This window comes from Actinocrispum sp. NPDC049592, assembly GCF_040675465.1.
In the GTDB taxonomy this organism is placed as follows: Bacteria; Actinomycetota; Actinomycetes; order Mycobacteriales; family Pseudonocardiaceae; genus Kibdelosporangium.
In genome coordinates, this window is the sequence record NZ_JBFAPA010000007.1 from 280,250 (window position 1) to 298,710 (window position 18,461).

The following is an 18,461-nucleotide window of genomic DNA, read 5'->3' on the forward strand; positions in this document are numbered from 1 at the left end:
AGGGTACCAACGCGCGCAAGGAGATCAGATGGGTTTTCCGCCAGCCGCATACCAACCGAGGCCGGGCTCCGTGCTCGACGTGGACCGCGGTTTCTACGACCGGATCGCCGCCGGTGCCCGTGAACTGGTGACGCGGTTCGTGGTGCCCATCCGCTCCGGCCGCGCCTGGGAGGTCCCGGCCGGGCACGTCTGCCGGATCCTGATCACCCCGGACGGCCCGCAGGTCGGCGACCTGAACGTCTGGAACCGGCACAACCCGCGCGAACGCCTTTGGGCCGCACGGACTCGCCAGCTGCAGAGCGCGCATGTGACGCGGTACGACCGGTTGTGGTCGACGCTGCCCTACCTGCGTCCACTTGTGACGATCACCAACGACACCCTGGAGTCCTACGGCGTGGACTCCGAGGGCGGCCGGGTGCACGATCTGCTGGGGTCGCGGTGTGATCCCTACGTGAACCGGATCCTGAGCGACGAGGACTTCGACTTCCACTGCCACTCGAACCTGGTCCGGGCCGTGCTTCCGTTCGGGCTCACCGAGTTCGACGTGCACGACGTGCTGAACGTGTTCCAGTGCACCGGGTTGAACTCGCAAGACAAGTACTTCATGAAGGCGTGCCCGGCGCGGCCCGGCGACTTCTTCGAGTTCTTCGCCGAGCAGGACATCCTTTGCGCCCTGTCCACTTGCCCCGGTGGCGACCTGTCGATCCCGTTGTGGGGGCCGCAAGCGCGCGATCCGCTCGAGGTGTGCCGTCCGCTGGCGGTGGAAGTGTGGCGTGTGGACACCGAGTTGCTGGAGGGCTGGCGGCCGCCGGAGGTGCCCGCATACCGCGGGATGCACGGCCTCAAGCTTTGACCAGCAGCACCGTCCGGGCCGCGCGTTTGGCGCGTTCCGGGGCTTTGCGGTCGCCATGCAGCTGGATGGCCTGGTTGACCGCGGGGCCCAGTGCCATCAGCTCGAACAGGCACTGGTCGACGTCGAGGCCGGTGTGCTTGAGCTCGGCGCGCAACAGCCGGCGCCAGTCGTTCCAGAGTTCCGCGACGGTGTCATGGACCTCGCCGGTGCGGGTGTCGAACTCGACCGCGGCGGCGGTGAGCAGGCAGCCGCCGGGCAGGCCGGTGTCGGCGAGGTAGTCGAACCAGTGATCGCACAGCGCGGTCAGCCGGGGCAGGCCGCGGTCGCGGGTGAGTGCGGGCTCGACGACCTTGGCCCGGAAGTCGGCGATCACGCGGTCGATCGCGGCCAGTTGCAGGCCCTCCTTGGTGCCGAAGTGACCGAGGACGCCGGACTTGCTCATGGCCAGATCCGCGGCGAGCCGGCCGATCGTGACGCCTTCCAGGCCGTCGACCGAGGCGATCGCGGCGGCCTTGGCGATGATCGTGTCCCTCGTGTGCTGGGCATCCACGGCTGAGCGGCGCATGAGAGACATCTTAGCGATCGACAGGTCGCTATATCGTGCTATAGAGTCCGAACGATCGGTCGCTAAACACTGGGAGGAATCGTGAGGGTTCGACGACTCGGCTGGGCCGGTCTGGAAGTCACCGCGGCGGGGGAGTCGCTGGTGATCGACTTCGTGGGCGGGCGGATGGAGTCGATGCTGCCCGCGGGAAGTCTGGTGCGGCCGGACGGGCCGGTGTCGGCCGCGCTGGTCACCCACCTGCACTTCGATCACGCGGATCCTGATGCGGTGCAGTCGGTTCTGGCGCCGGGCGGGGTGGTGTTACGGCCTCGCCCGCTCGATGGGTCGGAGGCGGAGAACTACTGGACTGCCGCGGCCGAAAAGGGCTTCGCGACCATGTCCGATGTGGAGGTTGTGGCCGACTGGGAGAACCGGGCCATCGGGCCGTTCTCGGTCACCGCGGTACCGGCGGTGGACGGGTTCGGCGATCCCCAGGTGAGCTGGGTCGTCGAGGCGGACGGGCAGCGGATCTTCCACGGCGGGGACACGCTTTTCCACGGGTTCTGGTGGTTGATCGCCGGCCGGCACGGGCCTTTCGACGCGGCCTTCCTGCCGGTGAACGGCGCTGTGGTGGACATGCCGCAGTGGCGGCCGGCGAGCCCGTTGCCCGCTGATCTCACGCCGGAGCAGGCCGTTGTCGCTGGGATGATCTTGCGGGCTCGGCGGGTTGTCCCGGTGCATTACGGGCTCGATGTGGCTGGGCACTACGTGGAGGTCGACGCCGCTGTTGAGGAATTCGTCCGGGTGGCTGGCGAACGTGGGGTCGAGGCGTTGGTTCTCGGGGTGGGGGAGGAGGTCCACCTTTCGCCGGATCTCGCTGCTCGCGTTGATTGACCACGTTGACCGGCCGTGACCGCGGGCAGGGCCGGAGCCCTGCCCGCGCGACGGTCATTGCTTGCAGGCGCTGAGAAGCAGCCCCGGAGGGTTCTTCAGCAGACGGTCGAAACGCACGGCATCCTCATCGGAGACACCGGAATACGTCATCTCCTCCCACCCGACCCGGGTGAGCCCGGCGGATTCCAATGACCGCACGACACTCGCCGCCGTCCAGTAGTGGACTCGCACCGATGCCGGCGGATCCGCGTCGATGGTCACGGTGAAGGGTTCTCCCTCACGCAGGTCGGCCGGGCGGTTGACGATGTAGCCGAACTCCCGCGCCGCTCCGCTGTCGACATCCGCGTTCCCGACGTAGGCCAGCAGCCTGCCGCCGGGCACGAGGCTGGCGGCGATCCGCTGGCACATGTCGTCCAGTGCCGTCCGGGAATCCGCGTAGTGCAACACGTTGACGGCGATGACCACGTCGAACTCGCCCAGTTCCGCCATGGTCGCCACGTCCTGGACGTGGTACCGCACCCCCAGCGGCCGCTCCGCCTCGGCGGCCTCGGCCAGCCGGATCATCTCGCTGGAGGAGTCCATGCCCACCACCTCGCCGGCGCCCCGCTGGGCGAGCAGCCGTGCATAGATCCCGTCGCCGCAGCCCACGTCCAGCACACGCTTGCCGGTCACCGGCCCCAGGGCGCGGAAGAACGACGGGAACTCCACCGTCTCGCGGTAGAAGTGGATCGCCTGCTCGATGTCGCCGAGCCGGTCGGCCAGGCTGTTGTACTGCACGGTGTTGTTCTGAGCCATGAGCACCTCGAAGTGATGTCATTGGGGAAACCGGGCGGGGGTTCTCACCGCGCCGGGCGAATGGTGGCGTATGCCTGCCTTGGCGACGCCTGAAGCAGGGTCTCCCCGGTGAAGATGACCTCGGCCAGGGGAAGTTCCCGGTGGTAGAAATTCAGCGACGTCGGCACCTCGAAGATGTCGCTCGACGCCAGGAAGAAAGGCAGCTCGGCGATCAGATAACGCATCGCCTGGTCGATCTGGGCGGCCGTGAGCGGTCCCTCGTGACCCCTTGCCCGGAGGACCTCCTTGGTCATCTCGACACAGGTCTGGCCGAGCGTTTCGTCCTGGGCCACGGCCTGCTCGCATTCGGCCAGTTTCGCGGTATAAACGACATGAGATGATAATTCCGACATTCGATGCAGGCCGTCGGCCGTTCTCGGTCCGCCAATGCTGTTCCAGGCCCGGGTCACCCGGTTGCGCAATACATTGATCTCGCTGTGTGCCTTCTTCCGCGCCCGCTGCTGGTCGTAGCCGAGCGCGAGATAGGTGTGCACCAGGGCGGAATCCGGCATGACGACATCGATCCGCTCGAACTGCCGGCTGAGCCAGCCGAAGAGCTCGGTCATCCGGCCGACCTGGAAATAGCTGTTGCCCGGGCTCACCCCGAAGACCACATGCTCCCGCCGTTCCCAGATCAGGCGTGATTCCTCGGAGAACGGCTGCACGGTGAAGGGCCCTCGCCGGATGACCGGGTTCAGGCTCGTTTCGCCGGACCACGCCATGTCACGTCCACCGCCCGGAACCCGGGTGGCCGGCGCCGTCCAGATATCGCCGGCGCAGCTCCTGCCGGAGGATCTTGCCTGTTCCCGTCCGGGGCATGTCCTTGAAGTCGATCACGATCGGTTCGGCCAGCGGGGGCACTCCGCGCACGGCCCGCTGCCACTGCTTCGGGTCCAGCCGGCCGTCGGGTGCGGCCACCACGGGCACCAGCGGACCGTCCGCCACCGGGAGCAACGCCACGTCGTGCCCTTCCGGCAGGTAGTCGACGATCACGTCCTCGTGTTCCAGGCAGCTGCCACCGGGTGCGTAGTTGACCTCGCGGTCGAACAGCTTGACGGCGCCCGTGCGGGTCATGACGCCGATGTCACCGGTGTTCCACCAGTCGCCCACGGCCTTCTCGTCCCAGCGTTCGGGCTCCTTGTAGTAGCCGACGCACCGCGCCTTCGTCTTGGCCAGCACGACGCCCGGACTGCCGGCGGGGACCGGCTCGAACGTCCGCGGATCCACGATCTTGAGCTGGACGAAGCCCGGCATCGGCCGGCCCACCTTGCGCGGTCCCGGCTGCTGGTCCCGCCGCTTGTTCGCCCGGTACCGCGTGATCATGGTCATGCCGAGGCCGCCGGTCTCCGACTGCCCGTACCCCTCCCGCCAGATGGGGAACCGGCGCCTGGAGGCGTTGAGGAACGTGCGGATCACCGACCAGCGCATCGCGTCGAAGTTGCCGATGAACATGCGCACCGAGGCGAAAGCGTCACCTCGGTTGTCCCTGGTGAGGCGCACCATGTTGAGAAAGTCGATCGGCAACGCCTCGATGACCGTCGGGCGGTGCTGCCGGAACATCGGGCCGACCACTTCGGGGTCGTTCTCGCTCATCAGCAGGGTCGTCGCGGGCGACAGCGTCAGCACCGAATAGATCCACGTGAAGGCCCGGGCGTGCACGTAGGGCAGGAACATCGCCACGACGTCGTTGCGATGGAACGTCAGTGGCGGCAGATGGCGGGATTCCAGCCGCGCCATCTGGCCCTGGAGCTTGTCCGGGGTGTACATGATGAGTTTCGGAATGCCCGTCGTGCCGGACGTGTGGGTGAGCATCATCAGTTCGTCGCCGCCCCGCGGGACGGGCGCGGGCACAGGGCCACCGAGCACGTCGGCGAGCGACAACGCGTCCGGCACGCCGCCGTCGAGGCACAACGTCCGGTCCGCGAACGAGGACAGCGGGCTCGCGCCGGATCCGTCCTCCTCCAGCAGCCGCCGGTTGCTCACCAGCACCTTCGGTTCGGTCCGCCGCAGCAGCGCCCGTACCGAATCGGGTGGCAGCAGCCCCGACAACATGACCGGGACGGCGCCGATCCTGATCCCGGCGGCGGCCAGGAGCAGGCAGTCGAAATGGTTCTCCTTGTACACCGCGACCCGGTCGCCGGGCCGGACTCCGGCCGCGTACAGGCCGGCGGCGGTGTTTCGCACACATTCGGCGATGGCCGGCAGGTCGAGAAGCCGCTGCTGTCCGGGATCGATATCCATGGGACGGCTCAGGCGGAAGAACATTGGTTTTCCAATGTCCGCCCTGCGGTCGAAAAGGGTTCCCAGACTCGACTTCCATAATTGCATGCCAGACATTGATCCGCATTCCCCCGTTTCGGGCCGATCAATTCGACGCTTCGACGTTACGGCCGTATAACGCGCAAGGTCAAGAACGCTCACTTCGGCTTCCGTAGTGAGTGGCGTGCTGGATGAAAGATTTCTTGACAGGCCGTGAACTGCGACTTCCCGCATTACCTGCCGGTACTCGGACAGATGTGTGATAGATTTTCGTCGTGATTCACGTCACAATCATGTCAGCGAAGTGCACTTTCGGGAGAATGGCGTTGTGCTGCAGGCGATCATCGGGGTCTCAACGCTTTTCGGGCTGGTCCAACGGCCGCGCGTCCGGGTCCGGGGCGGGTGGGGACATCCGGGGGTGTGGTTGCTCGGGGTCGTCGCGGTGCTGCTGGTCAACCAGGTGCTGCTGAACGTCCACATCCTGGCCGTGCACCACGGGGACGTGAGCTTCATCGCGAGGTATGTCCCGGATGGCTGGTTCGACATCGCCGACCACGATCCGGTGATCACCTGGCTGGCGGCGAACTTCCCGACGCCGCAAGCCTTCGCGGTCAGCATCTTCCGCATCCCGTCGTTCTTCGAGCTGCCGTTCGGGATGCTCGCCTACCTCACCGTCTGCCGGTGGTTCGGACCGGAGCTGTACCGCCGGGTGGCGAGCCTGGCCTGGCCGATGGCTTTCGCCTACACCACGGTCTTCTCGCTGATCGAGGTGAAGCTCGAGAACCCGTACACCGTGCAGGACGTCGTCATCCGGTACGCCTCGGCCGTGGCCGTCGCGTTCATCGTGCCGAAACTCGATGCGCCGCAAGGCCAACGGGTCACCAGCGCGAAGGACCTGGTGCTGTTGCTGGTTTCGGTGGGCGCGACCGGCGCACTGGTGCTGGCGATCTACGACACCGTGCTGCTCTACAACCTGGGTCGCGTGGAGAAGCAACTACCGGTGGTGATCATCGCGGCAGTGGTGCTCACCGCGACGAGGCTGGCGGCGCGTAACAAAGGAACTGCGGCGGGACCGGCGATCGGCACGGTCATCCGGATGCTGTCCTGGTTCCTGGCCTACTTCGCAGTGCCCGCGCTCGCCATCCGCTACGGGCTGATCTTCGGCGCGCCGTGGACGGCCACGATCGCCGGAGTCGCCGTGATCACCGTGGCACTCGCCCGGACCGTGCGCGAGATAACAGTCAGCGCCCGCTGGGCGCTGCAGCTGACCGGGGCGGCGGCGGCCGGGGTGGTCGCCGCCTACCTGGGGTACCGGTTCAGCGCCGGCTACCCCGAACTGCGGTTGCTGCTCGCGGTGACCGCGTTCTGTGCGATCGCGGTCACGACCTGCGCCGCGACCGACCGGCTCTACTGGAGGTAGCCCTCGACCTGCTGGGCGGGCCGGGCCTGGGCGTCGTCCGGGTCCTCGCCGGCGCTGCGCCGGGCCCGCCGCTGGCGCAACAGGTCCCAGCACTGGTCCAGGGCCTCTTCCAGGCCACGCAGCTGGGCGTGCTCCTCGTCGGAGTCGATCTCGCCGGCCACCGAGCGGGTGCGCAGCTCGTGCTCGCGGTCGACCAGTGAACGGATCTGGTCGAAGATTTCGCGTTCCGTCATGGACGAACCGTAACCCGTTCACCTGCTCTCAGGTCCGTTGGCTTAGCCTCGTGGCGTGGGGAATCTGAGGACACGGGTGATCGCGTGGTTCGCGCGACGCTATCTCGCGCGCGCCCAGAAAAAGGGCTTCGACCTGGCGAGAATGCCCATTCCCGAGGCCGCACTGATGCCGTTGAAACGCGATGGTCTCGATCCGGTGGCCGATCTCGGCCAGATGCGCGAGCGCACCCCGATCGGCAAGCTGCCGATCGGCTTCGGCATCAACCTCTGGCTGGTCAGCGGGCACGAAGAGGCCAAGGCCGTGCTCAGCGACGCCAAGGCGTTCAGCAACGACTTCGCCAACCTGGCCGGCGCGGGCGCGACCGTCCAGCAGGACCCGGGCGGTCTCGGGTTCGCCGACCCGCCGGTGCACACCAGACTGCGCAAGCTGCTGACCCCGGAGTTCACCATGCGCCGGCTGGCCCGGCTGACCCCGGGCATCAAGGAGATCATCGAGCAGCGGCTGGACGCGATGGCCGCCTCGGCCGGCCCGGTCGACCTGGTGCAGGAGTTCGCGCTGCCGATCCCGTCGCTGGTGATCTGCGAGCTGCTCGGCGTGCCCTATGAGGACCGTGAGGCGTTCCAGCACCTCGCGATGGCCCGGTTTGACCTGTTCGGCGGCGCGGGCGCGTCGCTGGGCGCCATCTCCGAGTCGCTGGAGTACCTGCTCGGCGTGGTCCGCAAGGAACGCGAGAACCCGGGCGACGGCCTGCTCGGCATGATCATCAAGGAGCACGGCGACGAGGTCGACGACCGTGAGCTGGCCGGTCTCGCCGACGGCGTGCTCACCGGCGGGTTCGAGACCACCGCGAGCATGCTCGCGCTCGGCGCCCTGGTCCTGCTGCAGGACGAGGAGATGTTCCGGCGGGTGCACGACGACGATGACGCCATCAACGGGTTCGTCGAGGAGGTCCTGCGCTACCTGACCGTCGTGCAGGTGGCCTTCCCCCGGTTCGCCCGCGAGGACATCGAGGTCGGCGGGGTGCGGATCGCCAAGGGTGACGTGGTGATCGTGTCGCTGAGCGGGGCGAACCGCGACCCGGCGCTCGGCCTGGACCTCGAACGCGTCGACTCGACCCGGGTGCCCACCTCGCACCTGGCCTTCGGGCACGGCGTGCACCGCTGCATCGGCGCCGAACTGGCCCGGATGGAGCTGCGGGCCGCCTACCCCGCGCTGGTCCGCCGGTTCCCGCGGCTGCGGCTGGCCAAGCCGGCCGACGAGCTGGCGTTCCGCAAGGTCTCGATCGTCTACGGCGTGGAGTCGCTGCCCGTACTCACGTCGTGATGCCGCTGGTAGTAGCGGCCGACGCGGGCCCGGTTGCCGCATGACGGCTTGCACCACGCCTGCCGAGGGTGGGCCTGCAGGAAGTACTTCACGCACCGGGGCGCCGGGCAGGCCTTGAGCCGCTTGCGATCCGGGCCGCTGAGCACGTCGATGGCCGAGCGGGCGATCTCGGCGAGCAACTGGTGCGACTCGTCCGCGAACGTCTCGCGGTACTCGACCTCGTCCGGCCAGACCAGCTGAGGCGCGCGCAACACCCCGGTGGCGGCCTTGTTCAGCTGCCGCAACGCGATGTCCAGCGACAGCCTGCCGTCGTCGTCCTTGGCCGGTGGGTCCGGGTGCACCGCGTGCGCGAACAACGCCCGGATCGCGCGGCGCAGTTCGACGACCTTCTCGCGGGCGCGCGACGGGCGCAGCCCCTGGCTCTCCAGCCATTCGCCGAAGCCCTGGCCCGTCTCGATGTCGTCGATCACGCCGTCCTTGCCGTCGTGGTGGACGGTCCGGGCGAGCTCCAACGCGAGGTTGCGCATTCTCCCAGCCTAATGGGACTTGGCTGGATTGCCGTGTGACCGCTAAGGTCGCCTAATGGGGTATGACGAGAATGCCATTAGAGACGCCATCGCCGCCGGGCACGAACGCCTGCTCAAGCTGCTGGACGGCGCCGATGACGCCGCCATGCGAGCGTCGACCGAGCTGCCGGGCTGGACCCGGGGACACGTCGCCACGCACGTGGAACACAACGGTGCCGCCTGTGCGCGCCAAGCCGTGTACGCGGGCCGGGGCGAGCTGATCGACTTCTACGACGGCGGCCGCCCGGCCGCACAGCCCCGGATCGAGGCCGCGTCGGGCCGTCCGGCGGCGGAGATCAAGGCGGCGATGGCGGACTCGATCGCCGCGGTGGAGCAGGCGTTCGCGCAGGTCGAGGACTGGGAGGCGCCGGTGACCTACCGCGACGGCGTGCTGCGCGACGTGCTGGAGGCGCGCTGGCGGGAGGTCGAGATCCACACGGTCGACCTGGGCCTCGGGTACACGCCGAGCGCGTGGACCAGCGAGTTCTGCTTGCACGCCTTGGGGTTCCTCAGCGCCCGGGTGGCGGGCGAGCTGACCGTGGTCACTCCGGATGGCACATGGGTCTTCGGGTCAGGTTCGCCTTTCCGGGTGACCGGGGAACTCGGCGATGTGGTGGCCTGGATCGCCGGACGGACGCCGGAGAACACCCTTTCCGGCGAACTCCCGGAGCTCGGACAGTGGCCCTAAGTCACAGTTCCTGACCTAATAGTGGTGATCTTGTTCCGCGCTCCGATAAGTTTGCCGGTGGTTGACCAGAACACCGGGGGTTGGATATGCGCGCAGCGCGCTTATGGGGTGCCGTCACCGTTTTTCTCGTCATGTCCGGGACACCGGCGCTGGCGGGGGAGACACCGGCGCCGGCGGCGCCCTCCGGGAGCGCGCCGGCGTCCGCACACGCGGCCGCGGCAGCCCCCGCGCTGAAGATCGACGTGGCCGTCCCGGACCGCAAGTTCGTGGTGGACGAGGAAGTCCCCTTCGACGTCACCATCAGCAACACCGGTGACGCGGATGCCAAGGCGGTCAAGGCGGTCGCCGAGCTGACGGCCGGTTCGCCGTTCCGGCTGAACACCGGAGGCTTCGGCAAGTTCGCCGGCGACGGGGACGCGGTCGCCGCGGGCAAGAGCACCCTGTTGCACCTCAAGGGCAGCGCCACCGAGTGGAAGGACGGCGACGCCAAGCTGACCTTCCGCGTGTTCACCCCCGATGACACCAGCAGCGCGGGCGCCACGAAGGACGTCACCGTCAAGCTCGTCCCGACCACGGCCAAGTCGACGGTCACCGGCGTTTTCTACGGTGACACCAACGACAACGGCGAGCTCAACGCGGGCGAGGGCCTCGCGAACGTCACCGTGAAGCTCACCGCGACCAGCGCGCAGTCAGCGACCGCGACCGCGACGACGGACGCCGATGGCAAGTTCCAGTTCACCGACGTGCCCGCGCGGATGTACAAGGTCGAAGCCACCGGTGCGCTGGCCAATGACTGGATCGCGCCGAACGTGCAGGTCGTGGCCGTCGACGGCACCAACCGGCAGGTGACGTTGCGCGCGGCCAAGCCGATCAGCACGTTCCTCAAGGCCACCGCCAAGTTCGACGACGGCCCGTACCGGCCGGGCAACGAGGCACACCTGACGATCACGTTGGTCAACAGCGGGACCCGCGCGGTCGAGCACGTCGTCGCGTCCTGTGACGCGGCCGGCTCCGGCTGGCACCTCAAAGGCCACAAGGACGCCGCCCGCTGGGGCGAGCTGGTGTCCGGGGCGACGGTGAACGTGGGCGAGACCCGGGTGTTCAAGGTCTCCGGGATCGTGCCGGACGATGCCATCAACTCCGGGATCGTCTACATCACCTGCCAGTTCGGCCCGGCCGACGGCCAGTACGCCAGCGGGTTCCCGAAGGTGTTCACGCTGGCCAAGGTGCCCGGCAAGAACGGTTCCTTCGTGGCGACGCTGTACAACGACGCCAACAACAACTCAGCGGTGGACGACGGCGAGGCCGTGCCGAACATCGACGTCGTCCTGCACGACCCGCTCACCGGCGCCGAGGTGACCAGGGCCAAGACCGACGCCGCGGGCCTGCTGAAGTTCGAGAACATCCCGGCCTGCTGGTACATCCCGGAGCTGTCCGGCGGCTGGCGGCTCAAGGACAACGGGTTCATGCCGGTCAACGCCAAGGACACCCAGCACTGGGCGCTGCAGGTCGTGCAGAAGAACGACGCCAAGCCACGGGACGACACCCAGGGCGCTCCGACCGAGGCCAAGAACGTGCAGACCACGAACCTGGCCAACACCGGGGTGGACGTGACCGGCCCGGCGATCACCGGGTTCGCCCTGCTGGCGCTCGGTGTCGGGGCGGTGTTGTCCGGGCGGCGGCGCGTGGCCTGACGTGTGTGCGGCCGGTCACACCGGCCGCTGTCACATTCGCCCCAGCCCGCCCGTCAAGTGGGTATGGCGAAGACGATTCTCGTGACCGGCGGGACCGGTAAGCTCGGCTCGTTGGTGGTCGGCCTGCTGCGGGCGGATGGCCATGACGTGCGGGTGGCCAGCCGCGGCACCGGGCCTGGACTGTTCACTGTGGACTGGAAGACCGGCGCGGGCCTGGACGCGGCCGTCGCCGGGGTGGACGCGATCGTGCACTGCGCGGCCGCGTTCAACGACATCGCGCCGGATCGCGCGCTCGTCGCCGCGGCGGCGAAGGCGCAGGTGCCGCACCTGCTGTACATCTCGATCGTCGGCGTGGACAAGATCCCGTTCCGGTACTACGCGACCAAACGCGCCGCGGAGGAGCTCATCGAGCGGTCCGGCGTGCCGTACACCGTCCTGCGCACGACCCAGTTCCACGACCTGATCCGGGTGCTGCTCGCGTTCCTGGCGCGCTCGCCGCTGATGTTCGTGCCCAGCCTCAGGTTCCAGCCGATCGATGTGTCCGAAGTGGCCACCCGGCTGGCCGGGCTGGCGGCCGGATCACCGGCCGGGCACGTCGAGGTGATGGGCGGCCCGCAGGTGCGGGAGCTGACCGAGATGGCCCGCGTCTACCTGGCGGCCACCGGGCGGCGCCGGGCGATCGTGCCGTTCCGCTTGCCGGGCAAGGCTTTCGGCCGGTTCCGGGCCGGTGATCACCTCGCGCCGGACCATGCCGTCGGCAAGATCACCCTCGAGGAGCACCTCGCGTCCACTAAGGACACCCGGAAGGTGGCGTACCGATGACTCGCGTTCTGGTGTGGCTGCTGGCCGTGGTGGAGGGAGCGATCGGGGTGTGGGCCACGGTCTGGCCGGTGTCGTTCTACGAGGACGGGCCGATCCCGTTCGCCGGCACCGGCTGGGTCGCCGCTTTGCCGCCGTACAACGAACATCTCATGCGCGACTACGGCACGATGACGTTGGCGATGACGGTGGTGCTGGTGTACGCGGCCGTGCGGATGACACCGTCGGTCGTCCGGCTGAGCATGGTGGCGATGCTGGTGTTCGCCGTGCCACACACTCTCTTCCACGTGCTGCACTTGGAACATTTCAGTCCGGGTGCCGCGGTCGGTCAGACGGTGACGTTGGCGCTCACCATCGTGCTGCCGTTGGTCGTTCTCGCGTTGTCCGGGAGGCGGGTCACGGCCGCGGTGTGATTGCATGGCGCTGTGGGGGAGGCACGGAGACCTTGGTGGCGGCGAGCGATGCGGATCGCGCTCGTCGTCGCCTGCGTGCTGGCCGTGTTGCTGGGCGCGTGCGTCACGTGGACGTTCCTCGCCTCCAGCGGGCACCGGTACGTCTACACCGACGCGCCGAGCACCGAGACCGTGATCGTGTTCGGCGCGAAGATCGAGGACGGCAACCCACTGCCGTTCCTCACCGGACGGCTGGAGACGACCGCCGCGCTCTGGCGGGCCCGCAAGGTCCACTCGGTCCTGGTGTCCGGGAACGCTTCCGGGACTTCGGGCGACGAGACCAAGGCGATGACCGAGTACCTCGTCACGCACGGGGTCGACCGTTCGGCCATCACCGTCGACCCGTATGGGCTGGATACGTACGACACATGCGCGCGAGCTGTACAGGTTTACGGGATCAATCGGGCACTGCTGGTGACGCAGGCCTACCACCTGCCCCGGGCGGTGTCGTTGTGCCGCAACCTGGGCATGGACGCCGACGGGGTGGCCTCGACCTGCGACTGCGGCCTGTTCAGCATGATCAAGAACCGGGCGCGGGAGGTGCTGGCGACCGTCGGCGCGGTCCGCCTGGCGATCTGGAACCGGCCGCCCGCCGTGTCGGCCAAGTGAGCGCGTTCCCCCGATAGTGGCATGATTGTGCTGAGCAGAGGGGGACACAACATGGTCGAAGGCGAGCACGGGAGGCAACCGCTGTTCCCGTCGCCGCTACCGGCGCCACCCACCCAGCCACGCAACTCGCCCTGGGCCATCCTCGGCGTCGTGGTGGCCCTGGCGCTGGCCCTGACGTTCATCGTGGCGCCCGGGACCTTCACGCGGACCGTCGCGGGCGTTCCGCTCGCCGCGCCTACCCAGGCGGACGACAAACCCAACGCCGCCGCCCCGGTCGCCCCCTCCAGCACCGCCCCGGAAACCCCCAAAGCGCAGTCCGTGACGGACACCAACGCGTTGCTCAACCCCGGCAAGTCGCTGCCGGCGGTGAACTGCAAACTGCCCGCCTTCGGCAAGTCCGCGGACCAGCTGCGCAACTACTACCAGGCCATGATCGGCTGCCTGGACTCCGCCTGGAAACCCGTGCTGGAGCAGGCACATGAGCCGTTCGAGTCCCCCTCCCTGAACGTCGAGGACGACCCGGTGAGCGGCTGCGGCACGCCCTCGTCGGAGATCGCGGTGGCCTTCTACTGCCCCAAGGACAAGACCATCTTCATGCCACGTAATCGTGTGGTGGACTCGATGGGCGCGAACCAGGGCGGGCACATCATGGTGCTGGCACACGAGTACGGGCACCACGTGCAGATGCTCAGCGGGATCACGCGCGGGCTCGGGTACAAGATGGGCGGGAAGGACGAGAACTCCCCCGAGTACCTCGAGCTGACCCGGCGGATGGAACTGCAGGCCGACTGCTTCTCGGGGATGTTCATCGGGGCGGTGAGCGGACGAGGGTCCATCGGCAAGACCCTGGGGACCTCCGCTTCGGGCGCGTTCCGGAGTTCGGTGGCGGACAAGACCCACGGCAGCGTCAAACACCAGATCCAGTGGGGCACCGCGGGCGTGAAGAACAACAACACCGCCTCGTGCAATACCTGGACCGCCGCGAGTGGGGACGTCAGCTGAGCCCCGGTCTTCTGTGGACAGCTGGGGGCTTGGGTCGCGGGATTGTCGGTGGGGGTCGGTACGCTGGATTTCGGGGGGCCGGAGGCAAGGGGCGCGCTGCGTTGGGGCGCGGTTCGGTTTGACATGGGTCCCGTCGGCGGCCCTACGGCAGGTCCGCACTGGGACGTGGCTTCAAGGCCGAGCCCGATCGCGGCTGGCCCTGGACCTGCCCCGCGCGACCTTCCTTAGGGCCGCCTCAAACCCCGCCGCTTCAGCGGACACCACCCCACATCTATCGCCTCAGCGGACACCATCCCAAGCCCACCGCCTCAGCGGTCACGACCTCAAGCCCAGCTACCTGGGCGGTCACTAGCTCAACCGCCCACCATCTCGGCGGGCACCACCTCGGGGCTGGCCACGCCACCAGGCCTTTCGCCCCCTCAATGGGCCTACCGCCCTCTCAGGCGCGCCCACCCGAACCGGCCGCCGACCCACGGTGCCCACCGCGCCACCTCCTCATCACCCGAACCGGCCGCGCCTCACCGTGCCGCCTCGCCATCCCAACTTCCCTCCGTGCCAACCTCCCGTCACTCAACCTCGCGCCACCGCACCCTGCTCGCCACCGTGCCATGCCTGCCCGCTCCGCATCGGCTCGGCTGCGGGGCGGGCCGATGCGCTACGTGAGGGTTTTCCAGAGGAATTCGAAGACGAGGGCCCATTTGAAGGCGAGCTGTTCGTTGTCGGCGGCGGCGCCGTGGCCGCCCTCGATGTTCTCGTAGTAGCGGACGTTGTGGCCCTGTTCGAGCATGCGGGCCACCATTTTCCTTGCGTGGGCGGGGTGGACTCGGTCGTCCCTTGTGGACGTGACGAAGAGGGTGGGTGGGACTTTCAGTCCTTTGTGGATGTTGTGGTAGGGGGAGAACGGCTTGATGTAGGCCCATTCCTCGGGTTCGCGGGGGTCTCCGTACTCGGCGATCCAGGAGGCGCCGGCGAGGAGTTCGTGGTAGCGCTGCATGTCCAGGAGGGGGACCTGGCAGACGATGGCACCGAAGTGTTCGGGGTACCTGGTCAGCATGACGCCCATCAGCAGACCGCCGTTGCTGCCACCCTGGATCCCGAGCTTGCCGGGGGTGGTGATGCCCTGGGCGACGAGATCCTTCGCGACGGCCACGAAATCCTCGTAGACGAGGTGCCGGTTCTCCTTCACCGCCTGGGAATGCCATTCCGGGCCGTACTCGCCGCCGCCCCGGAGGTTGGCGACCACGTAGGTGCCGCCGCGGGCCAGCCAGCCGCGGCCGACGTGACCGAGATAGCTGGGGGTCAACGAGATCTCGAACCCGCCGTACCCGGACAGCAACGTGGGACCGCCGGAACCCACGACGTAGTAAGGGATCTTCGTGCCGTCCGCGGAGGTCGCGAACAGCTGCCGCACCTCGATCCCGGTGGTGTCGAACAAAGCGGGAGCCTGCTTGAGGATCTCCGGCGACGAAGCAGCACTCAGGTCTCCGCGGCGGAGCGTCGCCGGTTCGGTGTAGCCGCTGGAGTTCAGGAAGTACTCGTTGCTCTCCTCCGGGTCGGTGTCGGTGATCCCGGCGATCTGGCCCGCGGGAACGCCGGGCAGCGGGGCACGCGTCCAGCCGGAAGGTCCCGGGGTGAGGACCTCCAGGCGGCTCTGCACGTCGTGCAGCGTGTTGATGATCAGGTGGTCCCGCGTCCACGAGTGGTAGCTCAGTGAGGTGTGTTCATCCGGCGCGAAAAGCACCTCGAGGTCGCGAGAACCGGCCAGGTAGGCCTCGAACCGCGTCGCGATCAGGCAGCCTGGAGGGTAGGTCGTGCCGTCGACGGTCCACGGCGAACGCGGCGTGATGAGCAGCCACTCGCGCTCGACGTCGGTCTCGGCGTCGTCGGGCACGTCGATCCGCACCAGCTCGTCGTCCCGGCGCAGGTACCGCTCGGTCCGGTAGAAGTCGATGCTGCGGGCGGCGAAATGCCGTTCGAACCCGCGGGTCGGATCGTAGGTCGCCGAGGCGGACACGTCGTCCGGCTTGCCCTCGAAGACGACCACGGCCTCCTCCAGCGGGGTGCCGCGCCGCCACTGCTTGACGATCCGCGGGTAGCCCGACGAGGTGAGCGAGTCCGGGCCGAAGTCGGTGCCGACGTACACCGTGTCGATGTCGATCCAGCGCATCCAGCACTTGGCCTCGGGCAGCTCGAACCCGCCCTCGACGAACGAACCCGTCTCGATGTCGAACTCGCGGATCACGTTCGCGTCGGCGCCGCCGCGGGACAGGTTGACCAAAGCGAAGCGGTGCTCCGGCCGCAGCACGGCCGCGCCGTCCCACACCCAGTTCTCGCCTTCGCGCGTGGCCAGCTCGTCCAGGTCGAGGATGATCTGCCAGTCCGGCTCGGCCTGGCGGTAGGACTCCAGCGTGGTGCGCCGCCACACCCCGCGTGGGTTGGCCGCGTCCTGCCAGAAGTTGTAGAGCATGTCCCCGCGGCGGCGGATGTAGGGGATCCGGTCGTCGGCGTCGAACACCGCGCGGATCTCGTCGCGCAACTCGGCGAAACGGGCGCTGCCGGTCAGCTCGGCCACCGCCTCGGCGTTGCGGGCGCGGACCCACGCCATGGCGTCGTCCGCGGTCACCTCCTCCAGCCAGAGGTACGGGTCGTAGTCGCTCATACCTCCTAGTGTGACCTAACCGCGCCACAACTCCAGCACGGAGTCGATCTTGGTCCGGATGCGTGCCCGTGCGTCCTCCCGGTCCACACCGGACATCAGCAGTTCGTCGTAGTCGGTGTCCTCATGACGGATGGACGCGATGACAGCCCGGGTCATGGCCTCCTCGTCGAGCGCGCGCCCGGCCGCCGAACGGCCCACCCGGCCACTCCCACGCAGCCCCGTGTGCCGCGCGATCGCCTCCGCGCGACCCGGCGGACAGTGCGGGAACAACCGCCCGATCAGCTCGGCCATCCGCGCCTGCAGCTCGACGTCCCCCTCGGCCCGGCGGACCGCGTCCCGTTCGCGCCGCCGCAGCCGGACCTCCTCGTCGGCGAAACACTCCTGCTCGGCCTGCTCCAGCGCCCGCTCCTCGACGAGCACGCCCTTGCGGTCGTAGCGCTTGCGCCGCTTGTTGAACTCCACGACCACCGCGGCCAGCCCGCTGGCCTTCCTCGCGCGCCGGGTCAGCGTGGCGTCGCCGGACGGCAGGAACACCAGGTGGTCCATGTCCGCGCAGGTCAGACAGCTCGGGCCGGTGTTGTCCATGATCAGGTACGGGCCGGTGTCAGCACAGCCCACGCACGTCCACTCGCCGGCCGGGATCACCACGATCAGATCCGGAGCGGTGTTCTGCTTCTGCGTCAGCCGTTCCCGGCGCTTCTCGGACAGGTCCGGCGCCAGCCAGTGCGCCCGGTACTCGCGTTCGACCGCCTCATCGCCGTTCTCGGTGAACCGCAACGGCCGGCGGCCCCGGTTGGTCGAGACGTAGCTGCTCTCGCCCGCGGTCAGACCGCGTTCGCGGGCCCAGCGGCGCAGGATCTCGCGCGCGTCGGCCAGCTTGGCCGAGTCCACGGCCGCGATCGACTCCAGCGTCCCGGCCTGCTCGCGCTCCCACGCCTGCAACCGCGGCAGCCAGCCCAGCTGCGCCAGCACGTCCACCGTGGTGACGATCTTGGACTTGGCCAGCAGGGCCTCGGCCGCGGTGACGATCCGCCGTTCCAGCTTCGTCTCGAAACTCACGCGCGCCATTCTCCCGTCGTGGTTACCGTGCCTGGACATGGTTCCAGGAGTGCGCATCCCGGCGGCGGCCGAGCTGGCCCTGCTCGAGGCGATCGAGACCGCGGCGGACAAGGTGTTCCAACCGCTGGGCATCGTCTTCCCGCCGGGCAGCGTGATCAGCACCGTCACCGACCCCGCCAAGCTGCTCGTCGCGGGCGACCCGCCCGTCGGCTTCGCGTACGCCGACGACGTGGACGGCGCCCTGCACCTGCACCAGATCGCCGTGCACCCCGACCACGCCCGCCAGGGCATCGGCACCCAGCTGATGGACGCCGTGTTCGAGCGCGCCGGGGGACGGCCGGTCACCCTGACGACGTTCCGTGACGTGCCGTGGAACGGGCCCTGGTACGCGCGGATGGGGTTCACCGAAGTCGCCGAGCCCGGTCCGGGGCTGGCCGCGATCGTCGCCGAAGAACACGCCGCGGGCCTGACCGACCTGGGTGTTCGCATCGCGATGACAAGACCGGAACATAACGGACACATACAGTGATCTGTTGCCGATCACACCTGAAC

General features: G+C 68.5%; 19 protein-coding genes. 11 read left to right on the top strand and 8 right to left on the bottom strand.

Annotation, left to right across the window (positions count from 1 at the left end; translation table 11 throughout):
* Positions 1 to 28 precede the first annotated feature (28 nt).
* The gene (locus AB0J95_RS20245; protein ID WP_364759557.1) at positions 29 to 853 is read left to right on the top strand and encodes a DUF1989 domain-containing protein; all 825 of its coding nucleotides are present in this window, start codon (positions 29 to 31) and stop codon (positions 851 to 853) included.
* Here the strand turns inward: AB0J95_RS20245 and AB0J95_RS20250 are convergent.
* The gene (locus AB0J95_RS20250; protein WP_364759560.1) at positions 843 to 1,418 is read right to left on the bottom strand and encodes a TetR/AcrR family transcriptional regulator; all 576 of its coding nucleotides are present in this window, start codon (positions 1,416 to 1,418) and stop codon (positions 843 to 845) included. The genes AB0J95_RS20245 and AB0J95_RS20250 overlap by 11 nt on opposite strands.
* Before the next feature lie 81 nt (positions 1,419 to 1,499).
* Between AB0J95_RS20250 and AB0J95_RS20255 the strand changes: the two genes are divergently transcribed.
* A complete protein-coding gene (locus tag AB0J95_RS20255) occupies positions 1,500 to 2,291 on the top strand; it encodes an MBL fold metallo-hydrolase (RefSeq protein ID WP_364759563.1) in 792 nt (263 codons plus the stop codon).
* Positions 2,292 to 2,345: 54 nt separating this feature from the next.
* Here AB0J95_RS20255 and AB0J95_RS20260 read toward each other — a convergent pair whose 3' ends face one another.
* From AB0J95_RS20260 to AB0J95_RS20270, 3 genes are read right to left on the bottom strand one after another with little or no spacing between them, the layout of a single operon-like run.
* Positions 2,346 to 3,086 carry a class I SAM-dependent methyltransferase gene (locus tag AB0J95_RS20260; protein WP_364759566.1) on the bottom strand — a complete coding sequence of 247 codons (741 nt, stop codon included), beginning with the start codon at positions 3,084 to 3,086 and terminating at the stop codon, positions 2,346 to 2,348.
* Positions 3,087 to 3,130: 44 nt separating this feature from the next.
* Entirely contained in the window at positions 3,131 to 3,847 is a 717-nt protein-coding gene (locus AB0J95_RS20265; RefSeq protein ID WP_364759569.1) for a tRNA-dependent cyclodipeptide synthase, read from the bottom strand.
* 1 nt (position 3,848) lies between these two features.
* Positions 3,849 to 5,390 carry a class I adenylate-forming enzyme family protein gene (locus AB0J95_RS20270; RefSeq protein ID WP_364759572.1) on the bottom strand — a complete coding sequence of 514 codons (1,542 nt, stop codon included), beginning with the start codon at positions 5,388 to 5,390 and terminating at the stop codon, positions 3,849 to 3,851.
* Positions 5,391 to 5,712: 322 nt separating this feature from the next.
* Between AB0J95_RS20270 and AB0J95_RS20275 the strand changes: the two genes are divergently transcribed.
* Complete coding sequence (locus AB0J95_RS20275) at positions 5,713 to 6,804, top strand: hypothetical protein (protein WP_364759575.1); 1,092 nt, start codon at positions 5,713 to 5,715, stop codon at positions 6,802 to 6,804.
* On the opposite strand, the gene AB0J95_RS20280 is transcribed toward AB0J95_RS20275, so the two are convergent.
* Complete coding sequence (locus AB0J95_RS20280) at positions 6,792 to 7,037, bottom strand: DUF2630 family protein (RefSeq protein ID WP_364759578.1); 246 nt, start codon at positions 7,035 to 7,037, stop codon at positions 6,792 to 6,794. The two genes, AB0J95_RS20275 and AB0J95_RS20280, sit on opposite strands and share 13 nt — an antisense overlap.
* Positions 7,038 to 7,092: 55 nt before the next feature.
* On the opposite strand from AB0J95_RS20280, the gene AB0J95_RS20285 reads away from it, so the two are divergent.
* On the top strand, positions 7,093 to 8,361 hold the full coding sequence (locus tag AB0J95_RS20285) for a cytochrome P450 (RefSeq protein ID WP_364759581.1): 1,269 nt from the start codon (positions 7,093 to 7,095) through the stop codon (positions 8,359 to 8,361).
* On the opposite strand, the gene AB0J95_RS20290 is transcribed toward AB0J95_RS20285, so the two are convergent.
* Entirely contained in the window at positions 8,325 to 8,888 is a 564-nt protein-coding gene (locus AB0J95_RS20290; RefSeq protein WP_364759584.1) for a CGNR zinc finger domain-containing protein, read from the bottom strand. The two genes, AB0J95_RS20285 and AB0J95_RS20290, sit on opposite strands and share 37 nt — an antisense overlap.
* A gap of 55 nt (positions 8,889 to 8,943) precedes the next feature.
* Here AB0J95_RS20290 and AB0J95_RS20295 point away from each other — a divergent pair, with 55 nt between their 5' ends.
* From AB0J95_RS20295 to AB0J95_RS20320, 6 genes are all read left to right on the top strand, one after another.
* Positions 8,944 to 9,615 carry a maleylpyruvate isomerase family mycothiol-dependent enzyme gene (locus AB0J95_RS20295; RefSeq protein ID WP_364759586.1) on the top strand — a complete coding sequence of 224 codons (672 nt, stop codon included), beginning with the start codon at positions 8,944 to 8,946 and terminating at the stop codon, positions 9,613 to 9,615.
* A 131-nt stretch (positions 9,616 to 9,746) separates the two neighbouring features.
* Entirely contained in the window at positions 9,747 to 11,309 is a 1,563-nt protein-coding gene (locus AB0J95_RS20300; RefSeq protein WP_364759589.1) for an SdrD B-like domain-containing protein, read from the top strand.
* Positions 11,310 to 11,372: 63 nt separating this feature from the next.
* Entirely contained in the window at positions 11,373 to 12,131 is a 759-nt protein-coding gene (locus tag AB0J95_RS20305; protein WP_364759592.1) for an SDR family oxidoreductase, read from the top strand.
* A complete protein-coding gene (locus tag AB0J95_RS20310; RefSeq protein ID WP_364759595.1) occupies positions 12,128 to 12,541 on the top strand; it encodes a hypothetical protein in 414 nt (137 codons plus the stop codon). The genes AB0J95_RS20305 and AB0J95_RS20310 overlap by 4 nt, the downstream gene beginning before the upstream one ends.
* A 48-nt stretch (positions 12,542 to 12,589) precedes the next feature.
* Positions 12,590 to 13,189, top strand: a complete 600-nt coding sequence (locus AB0J95_RS20315) for an ElyC/SanA/YdcF family protein (RefSeq protein WP_364759598.1) — start codon at positions 12,590 to 12,592, stop codon at positions 13,187 to 13,189.
* Positions 13,190 to 13,240: 51 nt separating this feature from the next.
* Positions 13,241 to 14,191: a neutral zinc metallopeptidase gene (locus AB0J95_RS20320; RefSeq protein ID WP_364759601.1), complete on the top strand. Its 951-nt coding sequence runs from the start codon at positions 13,241 to 13,243 to the stop codon at positions 14,189 to 14,191.
* Positions 14,192 to 14,846: 655 nt separating this feature from the next.
* Here the strand turns inward: AB0J95_RS20320 and AB0J95_RS20325 are convergent.
* Complete coding sequence (locus tag AB0J95_RS20325) at positions 14,847 to 16,850, bottom strand: prolyl oligopeptidase family serine peptidase (RefSeq protein ID WP_364759604.1); 2,004 nt, start codon at positions 16,848 to 16,850, stop codon at positions 14,847 to 14,849.
* A 15-nt stretch (positions 16,851 to 16,865) separates the two neighbouring features.
* Entirely contained in the window at positions 16,866 to 17,909 is a 1,044-nt protein-coding gene (locus AB0J95_RS20330; RefSeq protein ID WP_364759607.1) for a DUF2293 domain-containing protein, read from the bottom strand.
* 37 nt (positions 17,910 to 17,946) lie between these two features.
* Between AB0J95_RS20330 and AB0J95_RS20335 the strand changes: the two genes are divergently transcribed.
* On the top strand, positions 17,947 to 18,438 hold the full coding sequence (locus AB0J95_RS20335; protein ID WP_364759610.1) for a GNAT family N-acetyltransferase: 492 nt from the start codon (positions 17,947 to 17,949) through the stop codon (positions 18,436 to 18,438).
* The last annotated feature ends 23 nt before the right edge of the window (positions 18,439 to 18,461 follow it).

Coding starts and splice junctions, on each gene's coding strand:
- AB0J95_RS20325 (WP_364759604.1), bottom strand. CDS start 16,850: ATGAGCGACTACGACCCGTACCTCTGGCTGGAGGAGGTGACCGCGGAC.
- AB0J95_RS20335 (WP_364759610.1), top strand. CDS start 17,947: ATGGTTCCAGGAGTGCGCATCCCGGCGGCGGCCGAGCTGGCCCTGCTC.
- AB0J95_RS20250 (WP_364759560.1), bottom strand. CDS start 1,418: ATGCGCCGCTCAGCCGTGGATGCCCAGCACACGAGGGACACGATCATC.
- AB0J95_RS20300 (WP_364759589.1), top strand. CDS start 9,747: ATGTCCGGGACACCGGCGCTGGCGGGGGAGACACCGGCGCCGGCGGCG.
- AB0J95_RS20295 (WP_364759586.1), top strand. CDS start 8,944: ATGGGGTATGACGAGAATGCCATTAGAGACGCCATCGCCGCCGGGCAC.
- AB0J95_RS20305 (WP_364759592.1), top strand. CDS start 11,373: ATGGCGAAGACGATTCTCGTGACCGGCGGGACCGGTAAGCTCGGCTCG.
- AB0J95_RS20310 (WP_364759595.1), top strand. CDS start 12,128: ATGACTCGCGTTCTGGTGTGGCTGCTGGCCGTGGTGGAGGGAGCGATC.
- AB0J95_RS20260 (WP_364759566.1), bottom strand. CDS start 3,086: ATGGCTCAGAACAACACCGTGCAGTACAACAGCCTGGCCGACCGGCTC.
- AB0J95_RS20290 (WP_364759584.1), bottom strand. CDS start 8,888: ATGCGCAACCTCGCGTTGGAGCTCGCCCGGACCGTCCACCACGACGGC.
- AB0J95_RS20280 (WP_364759578.1), bottom strand. CDS start 7,037: ATGACGGAACGCGAAATCTTCGACCAGATCCGTTCACTGGTCGACCGC.
- AB0J95_RS20245 (WP_364759557.1), top strand. CDS start 29: ATGGGTTTTCCGCCAGCCGCATACCAACCGAGGCCGGGCTCCGTGCTC.
- AB0J95_RS20265 (WP_364759569.1), bottom strand. CDS start 3,847: ATGGCGTGGTCCGGCGAAACGAGCCTGAACCCGGTCATCCGGCGAGGG.
- AB0J95_RS20270 (WP_364759572.1), bottom strand. CDS start 5,390: ATGTTCTTCCGCCTGAGCCGTCCCATGGATATCGATCCCGGACAGCAG.
- AB0J95_RS20320 (WP_364759601.1), top strand. CDS start 13,241: ATGGTCGAAGGCGAGCACGGGAGGCAACCGCTGTTCCCGTCGCCGCTA.
- AB0J95_RS20315 (WP_364759598.1), top strand. CDS start 12,590: ATGCGGATCGCGCTCGTCGTCGCCTGCGTGCTGGCCGTGTTGCTGGGC.